The sequence below is a fragment of the Streptomyces qaidamensis genome (genome assembly GCF_001611795.1).
GTDB lineage: Bacteria > Actinomycetota > Actinomycetes > Streptomycetales > Streptomycetaceae > Streptomyces > Streptomyces qaidamensis.
Window position 1 is genome coordinate 4478301 of sequence record NZ_CP015098.1, and the last position, 19370, is coordinate 4497670.

The window sequence follows — 19370 nt, forward strand, 5'->3', positions numbered from 1 at the left end:
CGCTGCGGCCCCGGTCCTGTTCACGTCGTACGGCTGGGGGACCGGCTGCGCCGAACGGCCCAGTGCGCACCGGCCCCGGCCGCTACCGCGCCCCCGCCGGCGACTCCGCCGCCGCCTCCCGCTCGGCCATCTCCCGCAACGGCCCGTCCATCGCCAGCAGCTCCGCGTAGGGACCGCGCTGGACCACCTGTCCCCGGTCCAGCACGATCACCTCGTCGACCGCTTCGAGGCCCGCCAGCCGGTGCGTGATGAGCAGGGTCGTCCGGCCCTCGGTCACGGCCAGCAGATCAGCGGTGAGCTCGTCGGCGGTCGGCAGATCGAGGTGCTCCGCGGGCTCGTCCAGCACCAGGACGGGGAAGTCGGCCAGGAGCGCCCGGGCCAGCGCCAGACGCTGCCGCTGGCCTCCCGACAGACGTGCCCCGTGCTCGCCCACGAGCGTGTCGAGGCCGTCGGGCAGACTGTCGGCCCAGTCCAGCAGCCGGGCACGGCGCAGCGCGGCGCGCAGGTGGTCCTCGGTGGCGTCCTTCCTGGCGAGCAGCAGGTTCTCGCGCAGCGAGCTGTCGAAGAGATGCGCGTCCTGTGCACACAGCCCGACGAGCCCCCGTACGTCGTCACTGTGCAGCGCGTAGGCGTCCACGCCCGCCAGCACGTACGAACCGGCCTTCGCGTCGAGGAACCGCAGCAGCACCTGCGCCAGCGTGGTCTTGCCGGAGCCGGAGGGCCCGACCACGGCGATCCGGCGGCCCTCCTCGAGGGTCAGGTCGAGCCCGGCGAGCGCGTCCCGCTCCTGACCGGCGTAGCGGGCGGTCAGCCCTCTGAGCACGACCGGGAACGGAGAAGCGGGCGCCTGCCGGGGCCGCTCCGGCTCCGTCACGGGCTCCGGGGCGTCCAGCACCTCGTAGACCCGCTCCGCGCTCCGGCGCACGCGCTGCCGGTACTGCACGGCCAGCGGCAGCCCGAGCACGGCCTCGAAAGCGGCGAGGGGGGTCAGGACGACGACGGCCATGGTCACGCCGTCCAGCCGCCCTGCGGCGACCGCCTGCGCACCGGCCAGGGCGGCGGCCGTGACGGTCAGACCGGAGATCAGTGCGGTGAGGCCGTCGCCGAGGGCCGTGGCGGTGGCGGCGCGTGAGGCGATACGGGTGAGCACCCGGTCGGCCTCGCGGGCCTTAGCGGTCCGCGTGGGCAGGGCACCGGCGACGGTCAGCTCCGCGGTGCCGGTGAGCAGATCGGCCACCCGCGTCGCGAGCACCCCGCGGGCGGGCGCCAGCCGGTGCTCGGACCGCCGGGCCACCGCGCCGGTGATCAGCGACACGCCGGCACCCGCCGCCAGGAGCCCGGCCGCGAGCACCGCACCGGCCTCGGGCAGCAGCCATGCAGTGAATCCGACCGACGCGGCCGACACGACGACGGCCGCCCCGGCCGGCAGCAGCCACCGCAGCCAGTAGTCCTGCAGCGCGTCCACGTCGGCGACCAGCCGGGAGAGCAGATCGCCCCGGCGGACCCGGCGCAGCCCGGCCGGCGCCAGCCGCTCCAGCCTGCGGAACACCGCGACCCGGGTGTCCGCCAGCATCCGCAGCACGGCGTCGTGGGACACCAGCCGCTCGGCGTACCGGAACACGGCCCGCCCGATCCCGAACGCCCGTGTCGCGGTGACGGCCATCATCAGATAGAGCACGGGCGGCTGCTGCGAAGCCCGCGAGATCAGCCAGCCGGAGGTGGCCATGAGCCCCACGGCACTCCCCAGCGCGAGGCTCCCGAGCAGCAGCGCGAGTCCAAGCCGTCCCCGCCGGGCACCGGATATGGCGCGTACTCGGGCGAGGACGCCGCCCGATACCGATTGCCCGACGGCCACGGCCGGGGTAGGCGGCTCGACGGCCTCGGCCGGGGTGGGCGGCTCGACCTCGACGGGCCGCGTTCCGGCACCCCGGGCCACGGCGGGCGCCACGGTCAACGCGGCGGAGGTCTTTGGCTCCACCAGCCGCACGACCCGGTCCGCGACCTCCAGCAGCGCCGGCCGGTGCACCACCAGCAGCACCGTCCGGCCGGCAGCGAGGCGCCGCACCGCCGCGACGACCTCGGCCTCGGTGGCCCCGTCCAGCGCCGCCGTCGGCTCGTCGAGCAGCAGCACGGGCCGGTCCGCGAGGAACGCCCTGGCCAGCGCGAGCCGCTGTCGCTGCCCGGCGGACAGCCCGACGCCGTCCTCACCGAGCGCGGTGCCCACGCCCTCGGGCAACGCGTCGACGAACTCCAGCGCCCCGGCGTCCCGCAGCGCCTGCCGTACGGCGTCGTCGCCGGCGTCGGACCGGGCCAGCCGGACGTTCTCGGCGATGGTCCCGGCGTACAGATGCGGCCGCTGCGGTACCCACGCGATCCGGGAACGCCACGCCTCCAGGTCGGCACCGGCGAGATCGACTCCCCCGGCCCGCACCCGGCCCTCGTCCGGTCGCACGAACCCCAGCAGGACACTCAGCAGCGTCGACTTGCCGGCACCGCTCGGCCCCACCAGGGCGACCCTCTCCCCGGGCTCGATGCTGAAGGTCACGTCCGAGACGGCGTCCGCCGACCGCCCCGGATACCGGACGGTCACGCCCTCGAAGGACAGCGGACCCTCCGGCACGGCCGCGGAACCCGACGCCGGGACGGGCGTCTCCAAAACCTCGAAGATCTCCTCGGCGGCGGCGAGCCCCTCGGCCGCCGCGTGGTACTGCGCTCCCACCTGCCGCAACGGCAGATACGCCTCGGGCGCGAGGATCAGGATGACGAGGCCGATGTACAGGTCCATCTCTCCGTGCACCAGCCGCATGCCGATCGTCACGGCGACCAGCGCCACCGAGATCGTCGCGAGCAGTTCCAGGGCGAAGGAGGAGATGAAGGCGATCCGCAGCGTTCGCATGGTCGCCCGCCGGTACTCGCCGGTGATCCGCCGGATCGAATCGGCCTGCGCCTTGGCCCGGCCGAAGACCTTCAGCGTCGGCAGCCCCGCGACGACGTCCAGGAAGTGCCCGGACAGCCGCGACAGCAGCTGCCACTGACGGTCCATCCGGGACTGGGTCGCCCATCCGATGAGCACCATGAAGACCGGGATGAGCGGAAGGGTGCCCACGATGATGGCCGCGGAGACCCAGTCCTCGGTGACGATTCGCGCCAGCACCGCCACCGGCACGACCACCGCGAGACCCAACTGCGGCAGATACCGCGAGAAGTAGTCGTCGAGGGCGTCCACCCCCCGGGTGGCCAGGGCGACCAGCGAACCGGTCCGCTGCCCGCTCAGCCACCCCGGCCCCAACTCGGCGGAACGCTCCAGCAGCCGCCCCCGCAGCTCGGACTTCACCTCCGCGCTCGCACGGTGCGCGGCGAGCTCGGTGAGCCAGCCGACCAACGCCCGGCCGACCGCGACGGCGGCCAACAGCAGCAGGGGGGTGCCGAGTTCGGACACCGTCATGCGGTACTGGAACGCACCGACCACCACCTCGGCGATGAGCATCGCCTGTGCGATGACCAGCACCGCCCCGACGGCGCCCAGAGCCACGACCGCCGCGAGGAAGAACCGGGTGGCACGGGCGTACCGGAGCAGACGCGGATCGATTGGTTTCACGTGAAACACACCTCAGTGCACGGTCTCGGCGATGTGCTGCGTACCGATCCGCTTGCGGAACACCCAGTACGTCCAGCCCTGGTAGAGCAGGACGACCGGAGTGGCGATCCCGGCACACCAGGTCATGATCTTCAGTGTGTACGGGCTGGACGAGGCGTTGGTGACCGTCAGGCTCCAGTCCGGGTTCAGCGTCGACGGCATGACGTTCGGGAAGAGCGTCAGGAAGAGCATCGCCACCGTGGCCACGATGGTGACTCCCGACAGGGCGAACGCCCAGCCCTCCCGCCCGGCCCGTGCCGCGGCCAGGGCCACGAGGAGCGACGCCACCGCCGTGATCATCGCCACCAGCGACGAGCCGTCACCCCGGTCGGTCTGCGTCCATAGCAGGAAGGCGAGGGCCAGCAGGGCGGTCACCAGTCCGGCGCGCAGCGCCAGCTTCCGCGCCCGCTCCCGGATCTCCCCGACCGTCTTGAGCCCGACGAACACCGTCCCGTGGAAGGTGAACAGCGACAGCGTGACCAGCCCGCCCAGCAGCGCGTACGGGGTGAGCAGGTCCAGGACGCCGCCGGCGTAGTTGAAGTCCTGGTCGATCTTCACGCCCCGGACGATGTTCGCGAAGGCCACGCCCCACAGGAACGCGGGCAGCAGCGAGGTCCAGAAGATCGCCGTCTCCCAGTTGCGCTGCCAGTTCTCCTCGGGCCGCTTCACGCGGTACTCGAAGGCGACACCCCGGACGATCAGGCAGACCAGGATGAGCAGCAGGGGCAGGTAGAAGCCGGAGAAGAGCGTGGCGTACCACTCGGGGAAGGCGGCGAAGGTCGCGCCGGCGGCGGAGAGCAGCCACACCTCGTTGCCGTCCCAGACGGGTCCGATGGTGTTGATCAGCACCCGCTTCTCGGGCCGGTTGCGGGCGAGCAGCTTCGTGAGCACGCCGACCCCGAAGTCGAAGCCCTCCAGGAAGAAGTAGCCGGTCCACAGGACGGCGATCAGGACGAACCAGACGTCGTGCAGTTCCATGACTGTGCAGCTCCCTCGGCCTAGTACGAGAAGGCCATCGGCTTGTCGGCGTCTCGGGAGTCGCCGCCGATCTTCGTGGGCGGGTTGAGGTCGGCCTCGGTGAGCTCCGGCGGGCCCGCCTTGACGTACTTGACCAGCAGCTTGACCTCGACGACGGCGAGGATGGCGTACAGCGTGGTGAAGACGACCATCGAGGTGATGACCTCGGCCTGGGAGACACCGGGGGAGACCGCGTCACGCGTCTGGAACAGGCCGTAGACGACCCACGGCTGGCGGCCCATCTCGGTGAAGATCCAGCCCCAGGAGCTGGCGATCAGCGGGAAGCCCAGGGTGAGGATCGCGATGCGCCAGTACCACTTGGTGAGGGTCGGGCCGAGCGCCTTCTTCGGCAGCAGCACGAGATGCGGCACCTCGTCGTGGCCCACCCTCAGGTGCTGCGGCAGCATGAACTTCTTGCGGGTCAGCCACAACCCGGCCAGGCCGATGGCGAACGACGTCATGCCGAAACCGATCATCCACCGGAAGCCCCAGTAGGCGACGGGGATGTTGGGCCGGTAGTCACCGGGCCCGTACTTCTCCTGCTCGGCCTTGTTGACGTCGTTGATGCCGGGCACGTACGAGGAGAAGTCGTCCTTCGCGAGGAAGGACAGCAGGCCCGGGATCTCGATGGCGACCTTGTTGTGGCCCTTGTCGACGTCACCGACGGCGAAGACCGAGAAGGGAGCCGGCTTCTCGCCGTCCCACAGCGCCTCTGCCGCGGCCATCTTCATCGGCTGCTGCTGGTACATGATCTTTCCGAGCACGTCGCCGCTGATCGCGGTGAGGAGGCCGCCGATGACGACGGTGACGAGACCCAGCCGCAGCGAGGTCTTCATCACCGGCACGTGCTTCTTGCGGACCAGGTGGAAGGCGGCGATGCCGACCATGAAGGCGCCACCGGTCAGGAAGGCCGCGGTGAGCGTGTGGAAGACCTGGGCGAGTGCGGTGTTCTGGGTCAGAACCAGCCAGAAGTCGGTGAGCTCGGCCCGGCCCTTCGCCTCGTTGATCCGGTAGCCCACCGGGTGCTGCATCCAGGAGTTGGCAGCGAGAATGAAGTAGGCCGACAGGATCGTGCCGATCGAGACCATCCATATGCAGGCCAGGTGGATCTTCTTCGGCAGCTTGTCCCAGCCGAAGATCCACAGACCGATGAAGGTCGACTCGAAGAAGAAGGCGATCAGGGCCTCGAAGGCCAGCGGCGCACCGAACACGTCACCGACGAAGCGCGAGTAGTCCGACCAGTTCATGCCGAACTGGAACTCCTGCACGATGCCGGTGACCACGCCCATCGCGATGTTGATCAGGAAGAGCTTGCCCCAGAACTTCGTCGCCCGGAGGTACTTCTCCTTCTCCGTCCGTACCCACGCCGTCTGCAGACCGGCCGTGAGCGCGGCCAGCGAGATCGTCAGGGGGACGAACAGAAAGTGGTAGACGGTGGTGATGCCGAACTGCCATCGCGCCAGGGTCTCCGGCGCCAAAGCCAGGTCCACGTCGCCGCTCCTTACCTACGCTTGTGAAAGCGTTCACATTCACAAGCCATTATGCAGCACGTGCTTTCGAGTCCTGGAGGGGGTCCCCTGTCGCGCCGGTCACAACAGACCTCTTGGCCCGGACTTCAACATATTGTTGAATCGACGGCATGCAGCCACCGACGCCGCTTCGGATACGGATCTCCTGGCCCGCGGGCCATCTCACGGCGTCGCTCGACGACACCCCGACCAGTCAGGCCCTCGCCACAGCGCTGCCCCTCGTCTCGACAGCGCGCACCTGGGGCGAGGAGGTGTACTTCGATACAGGAGTGTCGGTTTCACGTGAAACAGGCGCCCGCGAGGTCGTCGAGCCGGGCACCGTCGCCTTCTGGACCGACGGCGACGCCCTCGCCCTCCCCTACGGGCCCACGCCGATCTCACAGGGCGACGAGTGCCGCCTCGCAAGTCCGTGCAACCTCCTGGGCCATCTCGACGGCGACCCTGGCCTGCTCGCGACAGTGCGGGACGGCGACCCCGTACGCGTGGAACTCCTGGAAGCCTGATCCGACTCCCGGAGGCGAGGGCTACAGCTCCTTGCGGAATCCTTCCGACACCTTCAGGAAGATGTCGTTCGCCTCGGCCTCCCCGACCGTGACCCGCACACCCTCACCCGGGAACGGCCGGATCACCACACCAGCCTGCTCACACGCCTGAGCGAACGCGACCGTGCGCTCCCCCAGCCGCAGCCACACGAAGTTGGCCTGGGTCTCGGGCACCGTCCATCCCTGCGAGCGCAGCCCGTCGACCACGCGCGTGCGCTCGCACACCAGCGAGCCGACCCGGCCGAACAGTTCGTCCTCGGCCCGCATCGAGGCGATCGCCGCCTCCTGCGCGAGCTGGCTCACGCCGAACGGCACCGCCGTCTTGCGCAGCGCCGCGGCCACCGGTTCGTGGGCGATGGCGAAACCGACACGCAGGCCGGCGAGGCCGTACGCCTTCGAGAAGGTCCGCAGCACACACACGTTGGGCCGGTCGCGGTAGAGCTCGACGCCGTCCGGCACCTCGGGGTCGCGGATGAACTCGCGGTAGGCCTCGTCGAGGACCACCAGCACATCGCTCGGGACCCGGTCCAGGAAGCGCTCCAGCTCCGCCCGCCGCACCACCGTGCCGGTGGGGTTGTTGGGGTTGCAGACGAAGATCAGCCGTGTCCGGTCGGTGATCGCGTCGGCCATCGCGTTGAGGTCGTGCACATCCCCGGGGGTCAGCGGCACCTGGACCGACGTCGCGCCACTGATCTGCGTGATGATCGGGTACGCCTCGAACGACCGCCAGGCGTAGATCACCTCGTCGCCCGGGCCGGAGGTGGCCTGGATCAGCTGCTGGGCGACACCGACCGAACCGGTACCGGTGGCCAAGTGGGAAAGAGGCACGCCGAACCGCTCGGACAGCTCGTTCATCAGCGCCGTACAGGCCATGTCCGGATAGCGGTTGAAGTTGCAGGCCGCCGCCGTCACGGTCTCCATCACGCCCGGCAGCGGCGGATACGGGTTCTCATTGGAGGACAGCTTGTAGGCCACCGGACCACCCGCCGCAGCGGGCTTGCCCGGCTTGTAGGTGGGGATCCCCTCCAGCTCGGCGCGCAGCTTGGGGCTCGTCTCGCTCACCGCAGTCCTCCTCGTGAAGACCGGCGGCCCATGACCGCCGCCGACATCCAATACTCCTCACCTTATGAGGATTCGGCGCCGCTGCGTAGAGCAACGACCGAGCAGCCGGCCCCGGCCTCCCCGTCCCACCGGCATCAGGGGCATCGCCGCACCAAGGCGTACGAATCCAGGGGCGCGCCTCGCATATACCTACGCGCCGGTGGTGCACGCCGTGGCGCGCATCCCTCGTGCAGGTGAGTTGAGACCTCTTCGCAACATCGCCCACTTGGCAGGCCCGTGCGCGCCGACAAGGCACGTACTGCCATGAGAGCGCTCAACGCCCTTGGTTTCCAAAGCAATTGCTGGTAAATGATCATGCAGAAACGTGCCTGTCAATGCGTGCATATGCGTCCGCCCTACCCCACCGCATGAGCCCTACTATCGGCTCGCCATGACAGCAGCAGGGAAGCACCAGGTGAGCCGCGCGGAAACCTCACGGCGAGGCAGCAGGCCGGGTCGGGCGGGCATCAGAGACGTGGCCGCCGCAGCCGGAGTCTCCATCACGACCGTCTCCGACGCCCTCAACGGCAAGGGCCGGCTCCCGGACGCCACCCGGCGCCATGTCCGCGAGGTCGCCGACCGGCTGGGCTATCGCCCCTCGGCCGCCGCCCGGACCCTCCGTACCGGCAAGTCGGGACTCATCGGCCTGACCGTGACCACGTACGGGGATGAACCTTTCACCTTCACGGAGTTCGCGTACTTCGCGGAGATGGCGCGGGCCGCCACCTCCGCCGCGCTCGCCCGCGGCTACGCCCTCGTCATCCTGCCCGCGACCTCCCGCCACGACGTGTGGTCGAACGTCGCCCTGGACGGCACCGTCGTCATCGACCCCTCCGACCAGGACCCGGTCGTCAGCGAACTCGTCCGACAGGGTCTGCCGGTCGTCTCCGACGGCCGCCCGGCCGGCGCGCTTCCGGTCACGGCCTGGGTCGACAACGACCACGAGGCCGCCGTCCTCGGCATCCTCGATCACCTGGCCGACGCCGGCGCCCGCCGCATCGGCCTGCTGACCGGCACGTCGACGGACACGTACACCCACCTGTCGACCACGGCCTACCTGCGCTGGTGCGAGCGGGTGGGCCAGGATCCGGTGTACGAGGCCTACCCGGCGCACGATCCGTGCGCGGGAGCCGTGGCCGCCGACCGGCTGCTCGCCCGGCCCGACCGGCCCGACGCGGTCTACGGACTGTTCGACCCGAACGGCACCGACCTGCTCGCTGCGGCCCGCCGCTACGGCCTGCGCGTCCCGGACGACCTGCTGCTGGTCTGCTGCAGCGAGTCCACCGTGTACGCCAACACCGAGCCGCCGATCACCACGCTCTCCCTGAAGCCGCGCCGCATCGGCACGGCGGTGGTGCAGCTCCTCATCGACGCCATCGAGGGAGCGGAATCCGACCGGCCGGTGGAGCAGGTGATACCGACGGAGCTGATCGTGCGCACCTCGTCCCAGCGACGCTCGCCGCGTACGACGGTCAGCCCCCCGCGATCACCCGAGGAGACGTAGGTCCCGCACGCGGGTAAAGGGATGGTCGTACTCCTGGGGAGAAACAGGGCCGGTCCCCCGGAGAGAAGGGATCGTTCTCGCGAAGAGCAGAAGAGCGAGGACGGTCACACGGTGGTCAAAGCCCGGCCCAATCGGGGCGAAAGCCGCGGTGAACTGGACTCTTGCTCTGATTCACCACCCCTGGGTCATCACATGGCGCGATCCGCATTCCTATGATGGGCCCACGACACCCGCGGGCCGCTACGACCAGGCAGTCCGATGCGGTGCAATGCGGCGCGATGGTGGAGGGGTCGATGACTCAGGGGGCCGGTCAGGGACCCGAGGTGGAGCGAACGGCGACGTTGCGCGACTTCCGGGTGCCCGCGTACGTCCACGAGACCGGTCCGTACGTCCACAGCGTCCACCCCGGTGACGTCGCCCCGCCGCCCGAGGAGGCCTACCCCGAGGGGTACACGCCGACCGAGCGCGACCTTCCCGTCATCAACCGGGGTGACACTGTCCAGGTGACCGTGGACCCCGAGACCGCCGCCGCCCCGCAGGCCATCACCGGGCAGGGCCCGCTGTACGTCGTGGGTGACGTGCACGGCTACCTCGACCAGCTGGTGTCGGCCCTCCAGGAGAAGGGCCTGCTCGACGCCGCCGGAAACTGGTGCGCGGGCACCGCCCGGTTGTGGTTCCTCGGCGACTTCACCGACCGCGGGCCGGACGGCATCGGCGTCATCGACCTCGTGATGCGGCTGTCCGCCGAGGCCGCCGCGGCCGGCGGCTACTGCAAGGCACTCATGGGCAACCACGAGCTGCTGCTGCTCGGCGCCAAGCGGTTCGGCGACACCCCCGTCAACTCCGGCGCGGGCACCGCCACCTTCCAGGCGGCGTGGCTCCTCAACGGCGGCCAGAAGACCGACATGGACCGTCTCCAGGACCACCACCTGCAGTGGATGTCGCGCCTTGACGCCATCGAGGAGGTCGACGGCCACCTGCTCGTCCACTCGGACACCACCGCCTACCTCGACTACGGCCGTTCCATCGAGGAGGTCAACGACACCGTCCGCGAGACGATCACCCGCAACGACGCGGACGAGGTCTGGGACCTGTTCCGCAAGTTCACCAAGCGGTTCTCCTTCCGCGACGAGGGCGGCGCGGACGCCGTGCGTTCCCTGCTCGATACGTACGGGGGCACCCGCATCGTTCACGGGCACAGCCCGATTCCGTATCTGCTGGGCGAGGTCGGCTCCGAGGACGACGAGGACAACCGCGACCCCGTGATCGAGGGCCCGCACGTCTACGCCGACGGACTCGCCATCGCGATGGACGGTGGCGTGACCATGGCCGGAAAGCTACTGGTCCAGCAACTGCCGCTGGATACGTGAACGTTCACCGGGCAGGCATTCCCCTTCGGAGGACTGGGCCGGTGAGGGGTCAATTTCGGTAAACCCCCTGTCACCGCATACCGTCACCGCTCTACCATCGGCTTATCCGTAGCAGGCTCCCCTCCGTTTCTGCCCGACGGCTCGTCAGCATGCCGAGCCACAAGCCCTACGGAGCATCGGGGGATGCACATGAACAGCGTTCCGCAGCACCTGTTGAGTGAGGACCGCCAGGAATACGAGCGGATCCTCGATGAGGCGCTGCGCTCCGCACCACACCGTCCCGAACTGGCCGCTGTCGGTCAGCGACTCAACTCCGAACAACTGCGCACCATGGCGCTGAACGCGACCGCACTCATCACGGCGGCCGCGTCGGCCGAGTACCAGCACTACGTCAAGGTCCGCGACGAACTGCGACAGCCGGCGTCGGCCGTGCGCGAGTCCGGTTCCGCCGAGCCCGGTACGGGCGCGTCGGGGCTCGCCGCCACCATGGGCGGGGTCGCCGAGACCGCCGGCGCGGGCGCCGTCGCCGTCGTCGCCGTCCTCGCACCTGTCCTCGCCGGAACGGCCGCTGCGATCTTCCTGCTCGTCGGCTACATCCTGCGGATGCTCGACCCGGAGCAGGGATTCGCCCGGACCATGCTCACCACGGGCTGGGTCTTCGGCGCCGTGACCGCGGCGGCGATCCTCGTCGCCGCCGTGGGGCTGCTGCTCACGGCCCTGCGGAACAAGCCCACGGCCGAAGGCGGACCGTACGGCGAAATGCAGGGCGAGGTGGCCCAGGCCAAGGAGGCCTGGCACGAGGCTCTGCTGGAACGCGGCATCCTGCCCTTCCTGCGGGAGGCCCTCGTCGACCCCGGCGCGGCGGCAGCGCTGCACCACACGCCCTCGTCCACGCCGGTCAGCCGCATGCCGCACCTCGGCTACGGACGGCCGGGGTTCAGCAGCCCGGACGACGGCGACCGCGGCTCGCGCCCCAGCTTCAGCAGCCCGGACTACACCAGCCCGGACTTCGGAGGGCCGGAGCACCAGCCGGAGTAGCACCCATCGGAGCCCGTCCGAGCGGCGGATCCGAGGGGGCGGACCCGAGCGGACGGACCACAGGCCGGGGGACCATCGACCCCCGGGCCTGTGCGCGGCCGGGTCAGTCCGCGATGGGCAGGTACACGCGGTTCCCGCTCGCCGCGAACTCCTTCGACTTCAGGGCCATGCCCTCCTCGATCTCGGTCCGTGTGCCGCCGTGTTCACGGCGGATGTCCTGCGAGATCTTCATGCTGCAGAACTTGGGACCGCACATCGAGCAGAAGTGAGCCGTCTTGGCGGGCTCGGCGGGCAGGGTCTCGTCGTGGAACTCCCGTGCCGTGTCCGGGTCGAGGGCCAGGTTGAACTGGTCCTCCCACCGGAACTCGAAACGGGCGTCGGACAGCGCGTCGTCCCACTCCTGCGCACCCGGGTGTCCCTTGGCGAGGTCGGCTGCGTGGGCGGCGATCTTGTAGGTGATGACGCCGGTCTTCACGTCGTCACGGTTCGGCAGGCCCAGGTGCTCCTTGGGCGTGACGTAGCAGAGCATCGCCGTGCCCCACCAGGCGATCATCGCGGCACCGATGCCGGAGGTGATGTGGTCGTACGCCGGCGCGACGTCAGTGGTCAGCGGGCCGAGCGTATAGAACGGAGCTTCATCGCAGATCTCCTGCTGAAGGTCGATGTTCTCCTTGATCTTGTGCATCGGGACGTGGCCCGGGCCCTCGATCATGGTCTGTACGTTGAAACGCTTCGCGATCCGGTTGAGTTCCCCGAGCGTGCGCAGCTCCGCGAACTGCGCTTCGTCGTTGGCGTCCGCGATCGATCCGGGCCTGAGGCCGTCCCCGAGCGAGTACGTGACGTCGTACGCGGCGAGGATCTCGCTGAGCTCCTCGAAGTTCTCGTACAGGAACGACTCCTTGTGGTGCGCGAGGCACCAGGCGGCCATGATCGAGCCGCCGCGGGAGACGATGCCGGTCTTGCGGTTCGCGGTCAGCGGCACGTACGCCAGGCGCACGCCCGCGTGGACCGTCATGTAGTCCACGCCCTGCTCGGCCTGCTCGATGACCGTGTCCTTGTAGATCTCCCAGGTCAGCTCCTCGGCCCGGCCGTCGACCTTCTCCAACGCCTGGTAAAGCGGCACCGTGCCGATGGGGACGGGGGAGTTGCGCAGGACCCACTCCCGCGTCGTGTGGATGTTGCGGCCGGTGGACAGGTCCATGACCGTGTCGGCGCCCCAGCGGGTCGCCCAGGTCATCTTCTCGACCTCCTCCTCGATGGAGGACGTCACAGCCGAGTTGCCGATGTTGGCGTTGACCTTCACCAGGAATCGCTTACCGATGATCATCGGCTCGATCTCCGGGTGGTTGACGTTGGCCGGCAGCACGGCCCGGCCTGCGGCGATCTCGTCGCGCACGACCTCGGGCGCCACGTTCTCCCTGATGGCGACGTACTCCATCTCGGGCGTGATCTCTCCCCGGCGGGCGTACGCGAGCTGCGTGACCGCCTGCCCCTCCCTGCCACGGCGCGGCTGGCGCGGCCGGCCGGGGAAGACGGCGTCCAGGTTGCGGAGGCCGCCGCGGGGCGAGGTGTGCTTGATGCCGTCGTCCTCGGGACGGACGGGTCGGCCCGCGTACTCCTCGGTGTCGCCGCGGGTGATGATCCAGTTCTCGCGCAGCGGCGACAGGCCCCTGCGGACGTCGGTGTCGACGAGTGGATCGGTGTACGGGCCCGACGTGTCGTACAGCGTGACCGACTGGCCGTTGGTGAGGTGCACCTGACGGACCGGCACGCGCAGGTCGGGGCGGGTGCCCTCGATATACGCCTTGTGCCAGCCGATGGACTTCCCGGCCTCCTCGGACTTCTCGTCCTGAACGGAGGCAGGCGTGCGTGCGTCCTTGTTGGTCATCAGACCTACTCCCTACGCCGGCATTACCCGGTAACAGGTTCGGCGGTCGACGCAGCGGTTTCCGTCCGGCGACGTTTCGTGTGAAACATCACTCGAATCCGGCGATGTTTCATGTGAAACATCGCTGGGACGGAGGTCAGCGCCCTCTCAGCCCGGTGCTCCGAGCTCCCGCGTGTACAAAAGGTGCCTCCACGCTAGCGGCAATTCTGGCGCGGTGAACAGAGGGCCCCCCTCGTTCTTGCGATGATCGGTCGGTGACCACGACGCAGCGTCCCCCCTACCCACCGCCCGAGCCGCCCCGCGGATCCGGCGCCGGAAACGGCGACGGCCGTGGTGACGGCCATGATTTCGCCGCCGGAAGCGGGCCGATGCAGGCCGGGCCGCAGGGCCCCGGGCCCGGATATGGGCGTGACGGACGTGACCGTCGATTCGGCCCCTCGGACGGCGGTGAGTACGGACCGGGCTTCGGTGGCGGCCCAGGTGCCGGTTCTCCCGGTGGTCACGGTGCTCCCCCCGGCGGTCAGGGCCCCGGCCACGGCCCCGGTGGTGGGCCCCGTGGCGGCGACGGACATGGCCACGGTGCCGGTGACGGCAATGGCCATGGCCAAGGTGGAGGTGACGGGCGCGGTCGCGGTGACGGGAATAGTCATGGCGGAGGTGGCGGGCACGGGCGCGGTGGCGCTGACGGGAACGGCCGTGGCGGAGATGGCGGGCGCGGGCACGGGCCCGGTTCCGCCCCGGGCGGCGGCCACGGGCATTCGCACAGCCACGGTCCGGCCACGCCCGTCTCCATGCATCTGCGCAAGGTCATCGCGGCGGTCCTGATCCCGTTCGCCGCGGCGGTGCTGGTCGGTCTCGTCGTGCTGTGGCCGGGCGGCGCCCCGGCTCACGAGCGCACCGGCGTCGGCTTCGACCGGCAGACGCAGGACGCCACGGTCACCAAGGTGGTCGAGGTGAGCTGCAAGGAGGCCGGCGCTTCGGGCGTTCCGCCGACCGGCGACACCTCCACCGCTGAGGGTTCCTCCGCGGTGCAGCAGGAGGAGGGCACCTGCAAGCGGGCGACGATCCGGGTCGACAGCGGCGACGACAAGGGCCGTACGTTCACCGAGATCGTCCAGCCCGACCAGTCCCGGCAACTGCACGAGGGCCAGAAGGTCGTCGTCGCCTACGAGCCGTCGGCGCCGAAGGACCTGCAGTACTCGGTCACCGACGTCAACCGTCGGCTGCCCATGGCTCTGCTCGCCGGCATCTTCGCCGTCGCCGTCGTGGTCGTCGGGCGGCTGCGGGGTGTCATGGCACTGGTCGCGCTGGCCATAAGCTTCATGGTGCTGAACTTCTTCATCCTCCCCGCGATCCTGCAGGGTTCGAACCCGCTGGTCGTGGCAGTGGTGGGCGCGAGCGCCATCATGCTCATCGCCCTGTACCTCTGTCATGGTCCGTCCGCCCGAACATCCGTGGCGGTGCTGGGCACCCTCATCTCATTGCTGCTGATCGGCATTCTCGGCTCGGTGTTCATCGACTGGGCCGCGCTCACCGGCAACACCGACGACAACACCGGCCTGATCCACGGTCTCTACCCGACGATCGACATGAGCGGTCTGCTGCTCGCCGGCATCATCATCGGCTCGCTGGGTGTGCTCGACGACGTGACGGTCACCCAGACCTCGGCGGTCTGGGAGCTGCACGAGGCCAATCCGTCGATGGGGTGGCGCGGGCTCTACCGCGCGGGCATCCGGATCGGCCGCGACCACATCGCCTCGGTCGTCAACACGCTCGTCCTCGCCTACGCGGGTGCCGCGCTGCCGCTGCTGCTGCTGTTCTCGATCGCGCAGAGCAGTGTCGGGACGGTTGCCAACAGCGAGTTGGTCGCGGAGGAGATCGTGCGAACGCTGGTCGGTTCGATCGGCCTGGTCGCCTCGGTGCCGGTCACCACGGCCTTGGCGGCGCTGGTGGTCTCGGCCGACCGGCCCGGCACGGAGCCCGCCTTGGAGGCCTCCGCGGTCTCGGCGCGCGGGGGAAGGGGCCGGCGCCGCAAGCGCTGACGCCACTGCGCTGCGGACGCCTGCGAAGGTGCGGGCCTCCGGCGTCTGGTGCGGGCCTGGGCCCCCGGCGTCTGGTGCGGGCCGGACTCCCGGCCGGCGCCCCGGCCCTCGGCGCAGCGTCCTGTTCCTCGACGTGGCGCCCCGAGTCCTCGGCGTGGCGCCCCCTCGGCGTGGCGCCCCGGTCCTTGACGTGGCGCCCCGGCGTCCGGCCCGTCGCCCCCTCGAAGCGTCTCGGATCGACCACCTCGGACCGCGTGAAGATCGCCCGGTCATACGAAGATCGCAGGAAGAAGCGTTCCTGCACAGCTCGGCGGCACCCGGTGAAGCGTTACTCCACCGTGCCGCCGGGCCCATGTCTCAACCAGCGCCCTGCTCGGCGAGGATGCGGTCCAGGGCCTCGTCGAGGTGCGCGTCGAAGTCGGCGAGCGAGCCCTCCTGGCCCAGCGGCACCAGCTTGTCCGTACGGTCCAGGAAAGCGACGAGCGGTGCCGTCGACGACCGGAACAACGCCTGGTCGCTGCCCACCTGAAGCCGGATCAACACCTCGCCCAGCGCGTCGGGGTCGACGGGCGTGACCCGCACATCGCCCTCCCCGCACGGTCGGCCGACCCCGTCGATCAGCAACTCCCGCCCGAAAGCCCATGTCACCGGGGCATCACCGGGCAAGTGAAAAGTCAGCCGGACGGCATAGGGATCACTGGACTCATAGCGCAGCTCCACCGGAATGCGGAAGGAGAGCTCCTCGGACACGAGAAAGCTCATCATGACCTCTGCTTGTACGGACTCGCGCATCGATAACCCCGTCATTCGCCGTGACTGGCCGGGAACGAACCTCTGACACTTGGTGGAATCTTGCTGAACGTACACAGCAGATCACAAGGAGTGAGTTTTCACATACTGATAGAGAGCGCGAGCGAGCCGAGCGCCCGCCCGATCTCGGTCTGCAACTGACGGGCTGCGGGGAGCAGTCGGTCGGCCTGGTGTGCGGGCAGTGAGATGGCCATCGTCGCGGCCGTGGTGCCGAGGGTGAGCGGGATGGCGGCGCACACCGCACCCAGGGCGTACTCCTGACGCTCGGTCACGGGTTCCATCCGCCTGATCCGTTCCAGACGCCGGAGCAGACTGTGGTTGTCGCGCACCGTGTTCGGCGTGAGGGGCTGCACCGGGTAGCGGTCGAGGTGGTCCCGGCGTGCTTCCTCGTCCAGTTGGGACAGCAGGCACTGCCCGATGGCGTGCGCGTGCCCGGTCTCACGGAAGTCTGCCCACTCCTCGACCGCCGGGTTGCCCGGGGTGTCGGAGACGCACATGACCTCGATCTCGCCCTCGCGGTACACCGCGTAGTACACGGGCACACCCAGGACGTCCCGCCAGTGCGCGAGCGCGTCGACGACCGTGCTGCGACGTTTCTGCCGCGCCCCGCTGCTGCTCAGCCGCTCGGCCGCCTCGCCGAGGAAGAACAGGCCCTTGTCCCGGCGCAGATAGCCCTCGTGCACGAGCGTGCGCAGCAGGTGGTACGTCGTGGGCAGCGCCAACCCGGTCTCACGGGCCAGTTGTTTGGCTGGGGCCCCGTACTCGTGTACGGCGACGGTCTCCAGCAGGCGCATCGCGCGCTGCACGGAGCCGATGAGGGTCGGCGGAGGCGCCTGCGCGGAGGGGGGCGGTGGCCCGGGTGGCGCCGCCGAGCGCGGTTGCGCGGGGACGGTGTGGAGCTGGACGGGTGCGGTGTCAGCCGGGACCAAGGGTCTCTCCCGAAGCGCGAGGGGGCAGACCGTGCGGAGGAACACGGGTGGGGTGAATGCCGCTCGCGGGGGAAGTCCCCGCGTCGAGTTCCGGACTCTATTCGTCTGCCACCGCATGCAGACGGTCCGGACGGGAAACTTCCCTCGCCCGAGGGAACGGGTGATTCCAGGTGTTTCCCGCTACCCCCACCGGTTTCCCACCGGTCTCACCAGTCGCTGCGCGACGAGGAGCTCGAAGTGAACTTCCGTACGACGTAGATCAGTCCACCGACCAGGGCCACGAAGACCAGCACCTTGAAGAGCAGTCCGATGACGAAGCCGACCACACTGGCGATCAGCCCGCCGAACACGACCAGGGCGATGACCGGCACCGCGATCCACTTCACCCACCACGGCAGTCCCGTGAAGATCTCTCGCATCGCCCTCGTCCTTACCTTCCCACCCGTTCGAGTGCCGGGCCCTGTCGGTCCTTCTGGATCTCTGATGTCCTGCACTCGATGCTAGGTCCGGGCGGGGTCGAACGGGGGCCTCGCACCCCTTGTCCTCCCCTGACCGATCCCCTAGGGAACCCTGAGGCGGTCCGTCACCTCTCGGGCGGAGAGAAGACCACCAGCACCCTCAGGTCCTCGGTGATGTGGTGGAACTTGTGGGCGACACCCGCCGGCACGTAGATCACGCTGCCGCGCGCCACCTGGGTCGTCTCCAGGCCGACGGTGATCGCGGCACGGCCGCTCACAACGAAGTAGACCTCGTCCTGATTGTGCGGCTTCTGTGGATCCTGTTCGCCCGCGTCCAGGGCGTACAGACCGACCGACATGTTCTGCTCCCGCAGAAACTGCAGGTAGGCGCCCTCGTTGGCGGCGCGCTCCGCCTCCAGTTCATCCAGCCGGAATGCTTTCATCGCCTTATCCGCCCCTGCCTCTTGTGCCCGTGTCCGATCAGGTCTGCCACGATCAGACACATGATGAATTTCCTAGTCAAGACGATCGCCAACGCGGGTGCCCTTGCGGTCGCCGTCTGGCTGCTCGACAAGATCACTCTGACCGGTGACAGCACGGGCAAGGAGATCGGCACTCTGATCATCGTCGCGCTGCTCTTCGGCCTGGTGAACTTCCTGGTCAAGCCGCTGGTCAAGCTCCTCAGCCTGCCGCTTTTGATACTGACGCTCGGCCTGTTCACGCTGGTCGTCAACGCGCTGATGCTGCTTCTCACCTCGTGGCTGGCGGACAAGCTCGACCTGAGCTTCCATGTGGAGGGATTCTGGACGGCCGTCCTGGGCGGCCTGATCATCTCGGTCGTCTCCTGGGCGCTGCACGTCGTCCTGCCCGACGGGGACTGAGCAGACATGACGTACCGCGTCTGCTTCGTCTGCACGGGCAACATCTGCCGGTCCCCGATGGCCGAGATCGTCTTCCGCGCACGCGTGGCGGAGGCCGGTCTCGACGGGCTGGTGGAGGTCGACAGCGCCGGCACGGGCGGCTGGCACGAGGGCGACGGCGCCGACCCGCGCACGGTGGCCGTCCTGGAGGACAACGGCTACGCCGGCGGCCACACGGCCCGGCAGTTCCAGCCGTCCTGGTTCTCCCGCCTCGACCTGGTGATCGCCCTCGACTCCGGCCACCTCGGGGCGCTGCGCCGCCTCGCGCCGACGGAGCAGGACGCCCAGAAGGTACGGCTGCTCCGCTCGTACGATCCTGCCGCCGGCGACGACCTCGACGTACCGGACCCCTATTACGGGGGCATGGACGGCTTCGAGGAGTGCCTTGAGATGGTGGAGGCGGCGAGCACCGGTCTGCTCGCCGCCGTGCGCAAGGACGTGGAGGGACGGGCGGCATGAGCGATTCCGCGACGACGGATGACGCGGGCGGGGCGAAGGGCGACTCGGCCCGGGCGGCGGCCGCGACGGAGGAGACGAAGGACGCCGCGAGCCGGGTGACCAGTGCGGCGGGCCGGGTGACGGACG

General features: G+C 69.6%; 16 protein-coding genes. 7 read left to right on the forward strand and 9 right to left on the reverse strand.

The annotated features are described in order from the left end of the window. Nucleotides 1-82: 82 nt before the first annotated feature. Genes cydD through A4E84_RS19790 form a run of 3 tightly spaced genes read right to left on the reverse strand, consistent with a single transcriptional unit; the run spans nucleotide 83 to nucleotide 6144 of the window. The gene (cydD, locus tag A4E84_RS19780) at nucleotides 83-3598 is read right to left on the reverse strand and encodes a thiol reductant ABC exporter subunit CydD (RefSeq protein WP_062927857.1); all 3516 of its coding nucleotides are present in this window, start codon (nucleotides 3596-3598) and stop codon (nucleotides 83-85) included. Nucleotides 3599-3610: 12 nt separating this feature from the next. Further along, nucleotides 3611-4615: a cytochrome d ubiquinol oxidase subunit II gene (gene cydB, locus A4E84_RS19785; RefSeq protein WP_062927858.1), complete on the reverse strand. Its 1005-nt coding sequence runs from the start codon at nucleotides 4613-4615 to the stop codon at nucleotides 3611-3613. A gap of 20 nt (nucleotides 4616-4635) precedes the next feature. Then, entirely contained in the window at nucleotides 4636-6144 is a 1509-nt protein-coding gene (locus A4E84_RS19790) for a cytochrome ubiquinol oxidase subunit I (RefSeq protein ID WP_062927859.1), read from the reverse strand. Between the two features lie 149 nt (nucleotides 6145-6293). On the opposite strand from A4E84_RS19790, the gene A4E84_RS19795 reads away from it, so the two are divergent. Then, nucleotides 6294-6686, forward strand: coding sequence for a cyclophilin-like fold protein (locus A4E84_RS19795; RefSeq protein ID WP_062927860.1), 393 nt, complete (start codon nucleotides 6294-6296; stop codon nucleotides 6684-6686). Between the two features lie 21 nt (nucleotides 6687-6707). On the opposite strand, the gene hisC is transcribed toward A4E84_RS19795, so the two are convergent. Continuing rightward, nucleotides 6708-7787 carry a histidinol-phosphate transaminase gene (gene hisC, locus A4E84_RS19800; RefSeq protein ID WP_062927861.1) on the reverse strand — a complete coding sequence of 360 codons (1080 nt, stop codon included), beginning with the start codon at nucleotides 7785-7787 and terminating at the stop codon, nucleotides 6708-6710. Between the two features lie 430 nt (nucleotides 7788-8217). Between hisC and A4E84_RS19805 the strand changes: the two genes are divergently transcribed. From A4E84_RS19805 to A4E84_RS19815, 3 genes are all read left to right on the forward strand, one after another. After that, nucleotides 8218-9330: a LacI family DNA-binding transcriptional regulator gene (locus A4E84_RS19805; protein ID WP_079129026.1), complete on the forward strand. Its 1113-nt coding sequence runs from the start codon at nucleotides 8218-8220 to the stop codon at nucleotides 9328-9330. A 278-nt stretch (nucleotides 9331-9608) separates the two neighbouring features. Beyond that, nucleotides 9609-10700, forward strand: coding sequence for a metallophosphoesterase (locus tag A4E84_RS19810; RefSeq protein WP_107308354.1), 1092 nt, complete (start codon nucleotides 9609-9611; stop codon nucleotides 10698-10700). Between the two features lie 183 nt (nucleotides 10701-10883). Beyond that, a complete protein-coding gene (locus A4E84_RS19815; protein ID WP_062927864.1) occupies nucleotides 10884-11738 on the forward strand; it encodes a hypothetical protein in 855 nt (284 codons plus the stop codon). A 103-nt stretch (nucleotides 11739-11841) separates the two neighbouring features. Here the strand turns inward: A4E84_RS19815 and thiC are convergent, their stop codons facing one another. Further along, complete coding sequence (gene thiC, locus A4E84_RS19820) at nucleotides 11842-13626, reverse strand: phosphomethylpyrimidine synthase ThiC (protein WP_062927865.1); 1785 nt, start codon at nucleotides 13624-13626, stop codon at nucleotides 11842-11844. Nucleotides 13627-13880: 254 nt separating this feature from the next. Between thiC and A4E84_RS19830 the strand changes: the two genes are divergently transcribed. Further along, nucleotides 13881-15668, forward strand: coding sequence for a YibE/F family protein (locus A4E84_RS19830; RefSeq protein WP_079129027.1), 1788 nt, complete (start codon nucleotides 13881-13883; stop codon nucleotides 15666-15668). Between the two features lie 357 nt (nucleotides 15669-16025). Here the strand turns inward: A4E84_RS19830 and A4E84_RS19835 are convergent, their stop codons facing one another. The 4 genes from A4E84_RS19835 to A4E84_RS19850 all read right to left on the reverse strand — a co-directional run bounded on the left by A4E84_RS19835 (nucleotide 16026) and on the right by A4E84_RS19850 (nucleotide 18308). Continuing rightward, on the reverse strand, nucleotides 16026-16460 hold the full coding sequence (locus A4E84_RS19835) for an SsgA family sporulation/cell division regulator (protein WP_030849994.1): 435 nt from the start codon (nucleotides 16458-16460) through the stop codon (nucleotides 16026-16028). A gap of 98 nt (nucleotides 16461-16558) precedes the next feature. Next, nucleotides 16559-17293 (reverse strand): IclR family transcriptional regulator, encoded by a 735-nt coding sequence (locus A4E84_RS19840; RefSeq protein ID WP_257784369.1) that lies wholly within the window; start codon nucleotides 17291-17293, stop codon nucleotides 16559-16561. 320 nt (nucleotides 17294-17613) lie between these two features. Continuing rightward, nucleotides 17614-17826, reverse strand: a complete 213-nt coding sequence (locus A4E84_RS19845) for a DUF5326 family protein (RefSeq protein WP_020271174.1) — start codon at nucleotides 17824-17826, stop codon at nucleotides 17614-17616. A 164-nt stretch (nucleotides 17827-17990) separates the two neighbouring features. After that, entirely contained in the window at nucleotides 17991-18308 is a 318-nt protein-coding gene (locus tag A4E84_RS19850) for a cupin domain-containing protein (protein ID WP_062927868.1), read from the reverse strand. Between the two features lie 60 nt (nucleotides 18309-18368). Between A4E84_RS19850 and A4E84_RS19855 the strand changes: the two genes are divergently transcribed. Next, the gene (locus A4E84_RS19855; RefSeq protein WP_062927869.1) at nucleotides 18369-18746 is read left to right on the forward strand and encodes a phage holin family protein; all 378 of its coding nucleotides are present in this window, start codon (nucleotides 18369-18371) and stop codon (nucleotides 18744-18746) included. Between the two features lie 6 nt (nucleotides 18747-18752). Continuing rightward, on the forward strand, nucleotides 18753-19244 hold the full coding sequence (locus A4E84_RS19860; RefSeq protein WP_062927870.1) for a low molecular weight protein-tyrosine-phosphatase: 492 nt from the start codon (nucleotides 18753-18755) through the stop codon (nucleotides 19242-19244). Nucleotides 19245-19370: the final 126 nt, after the last annotated feature.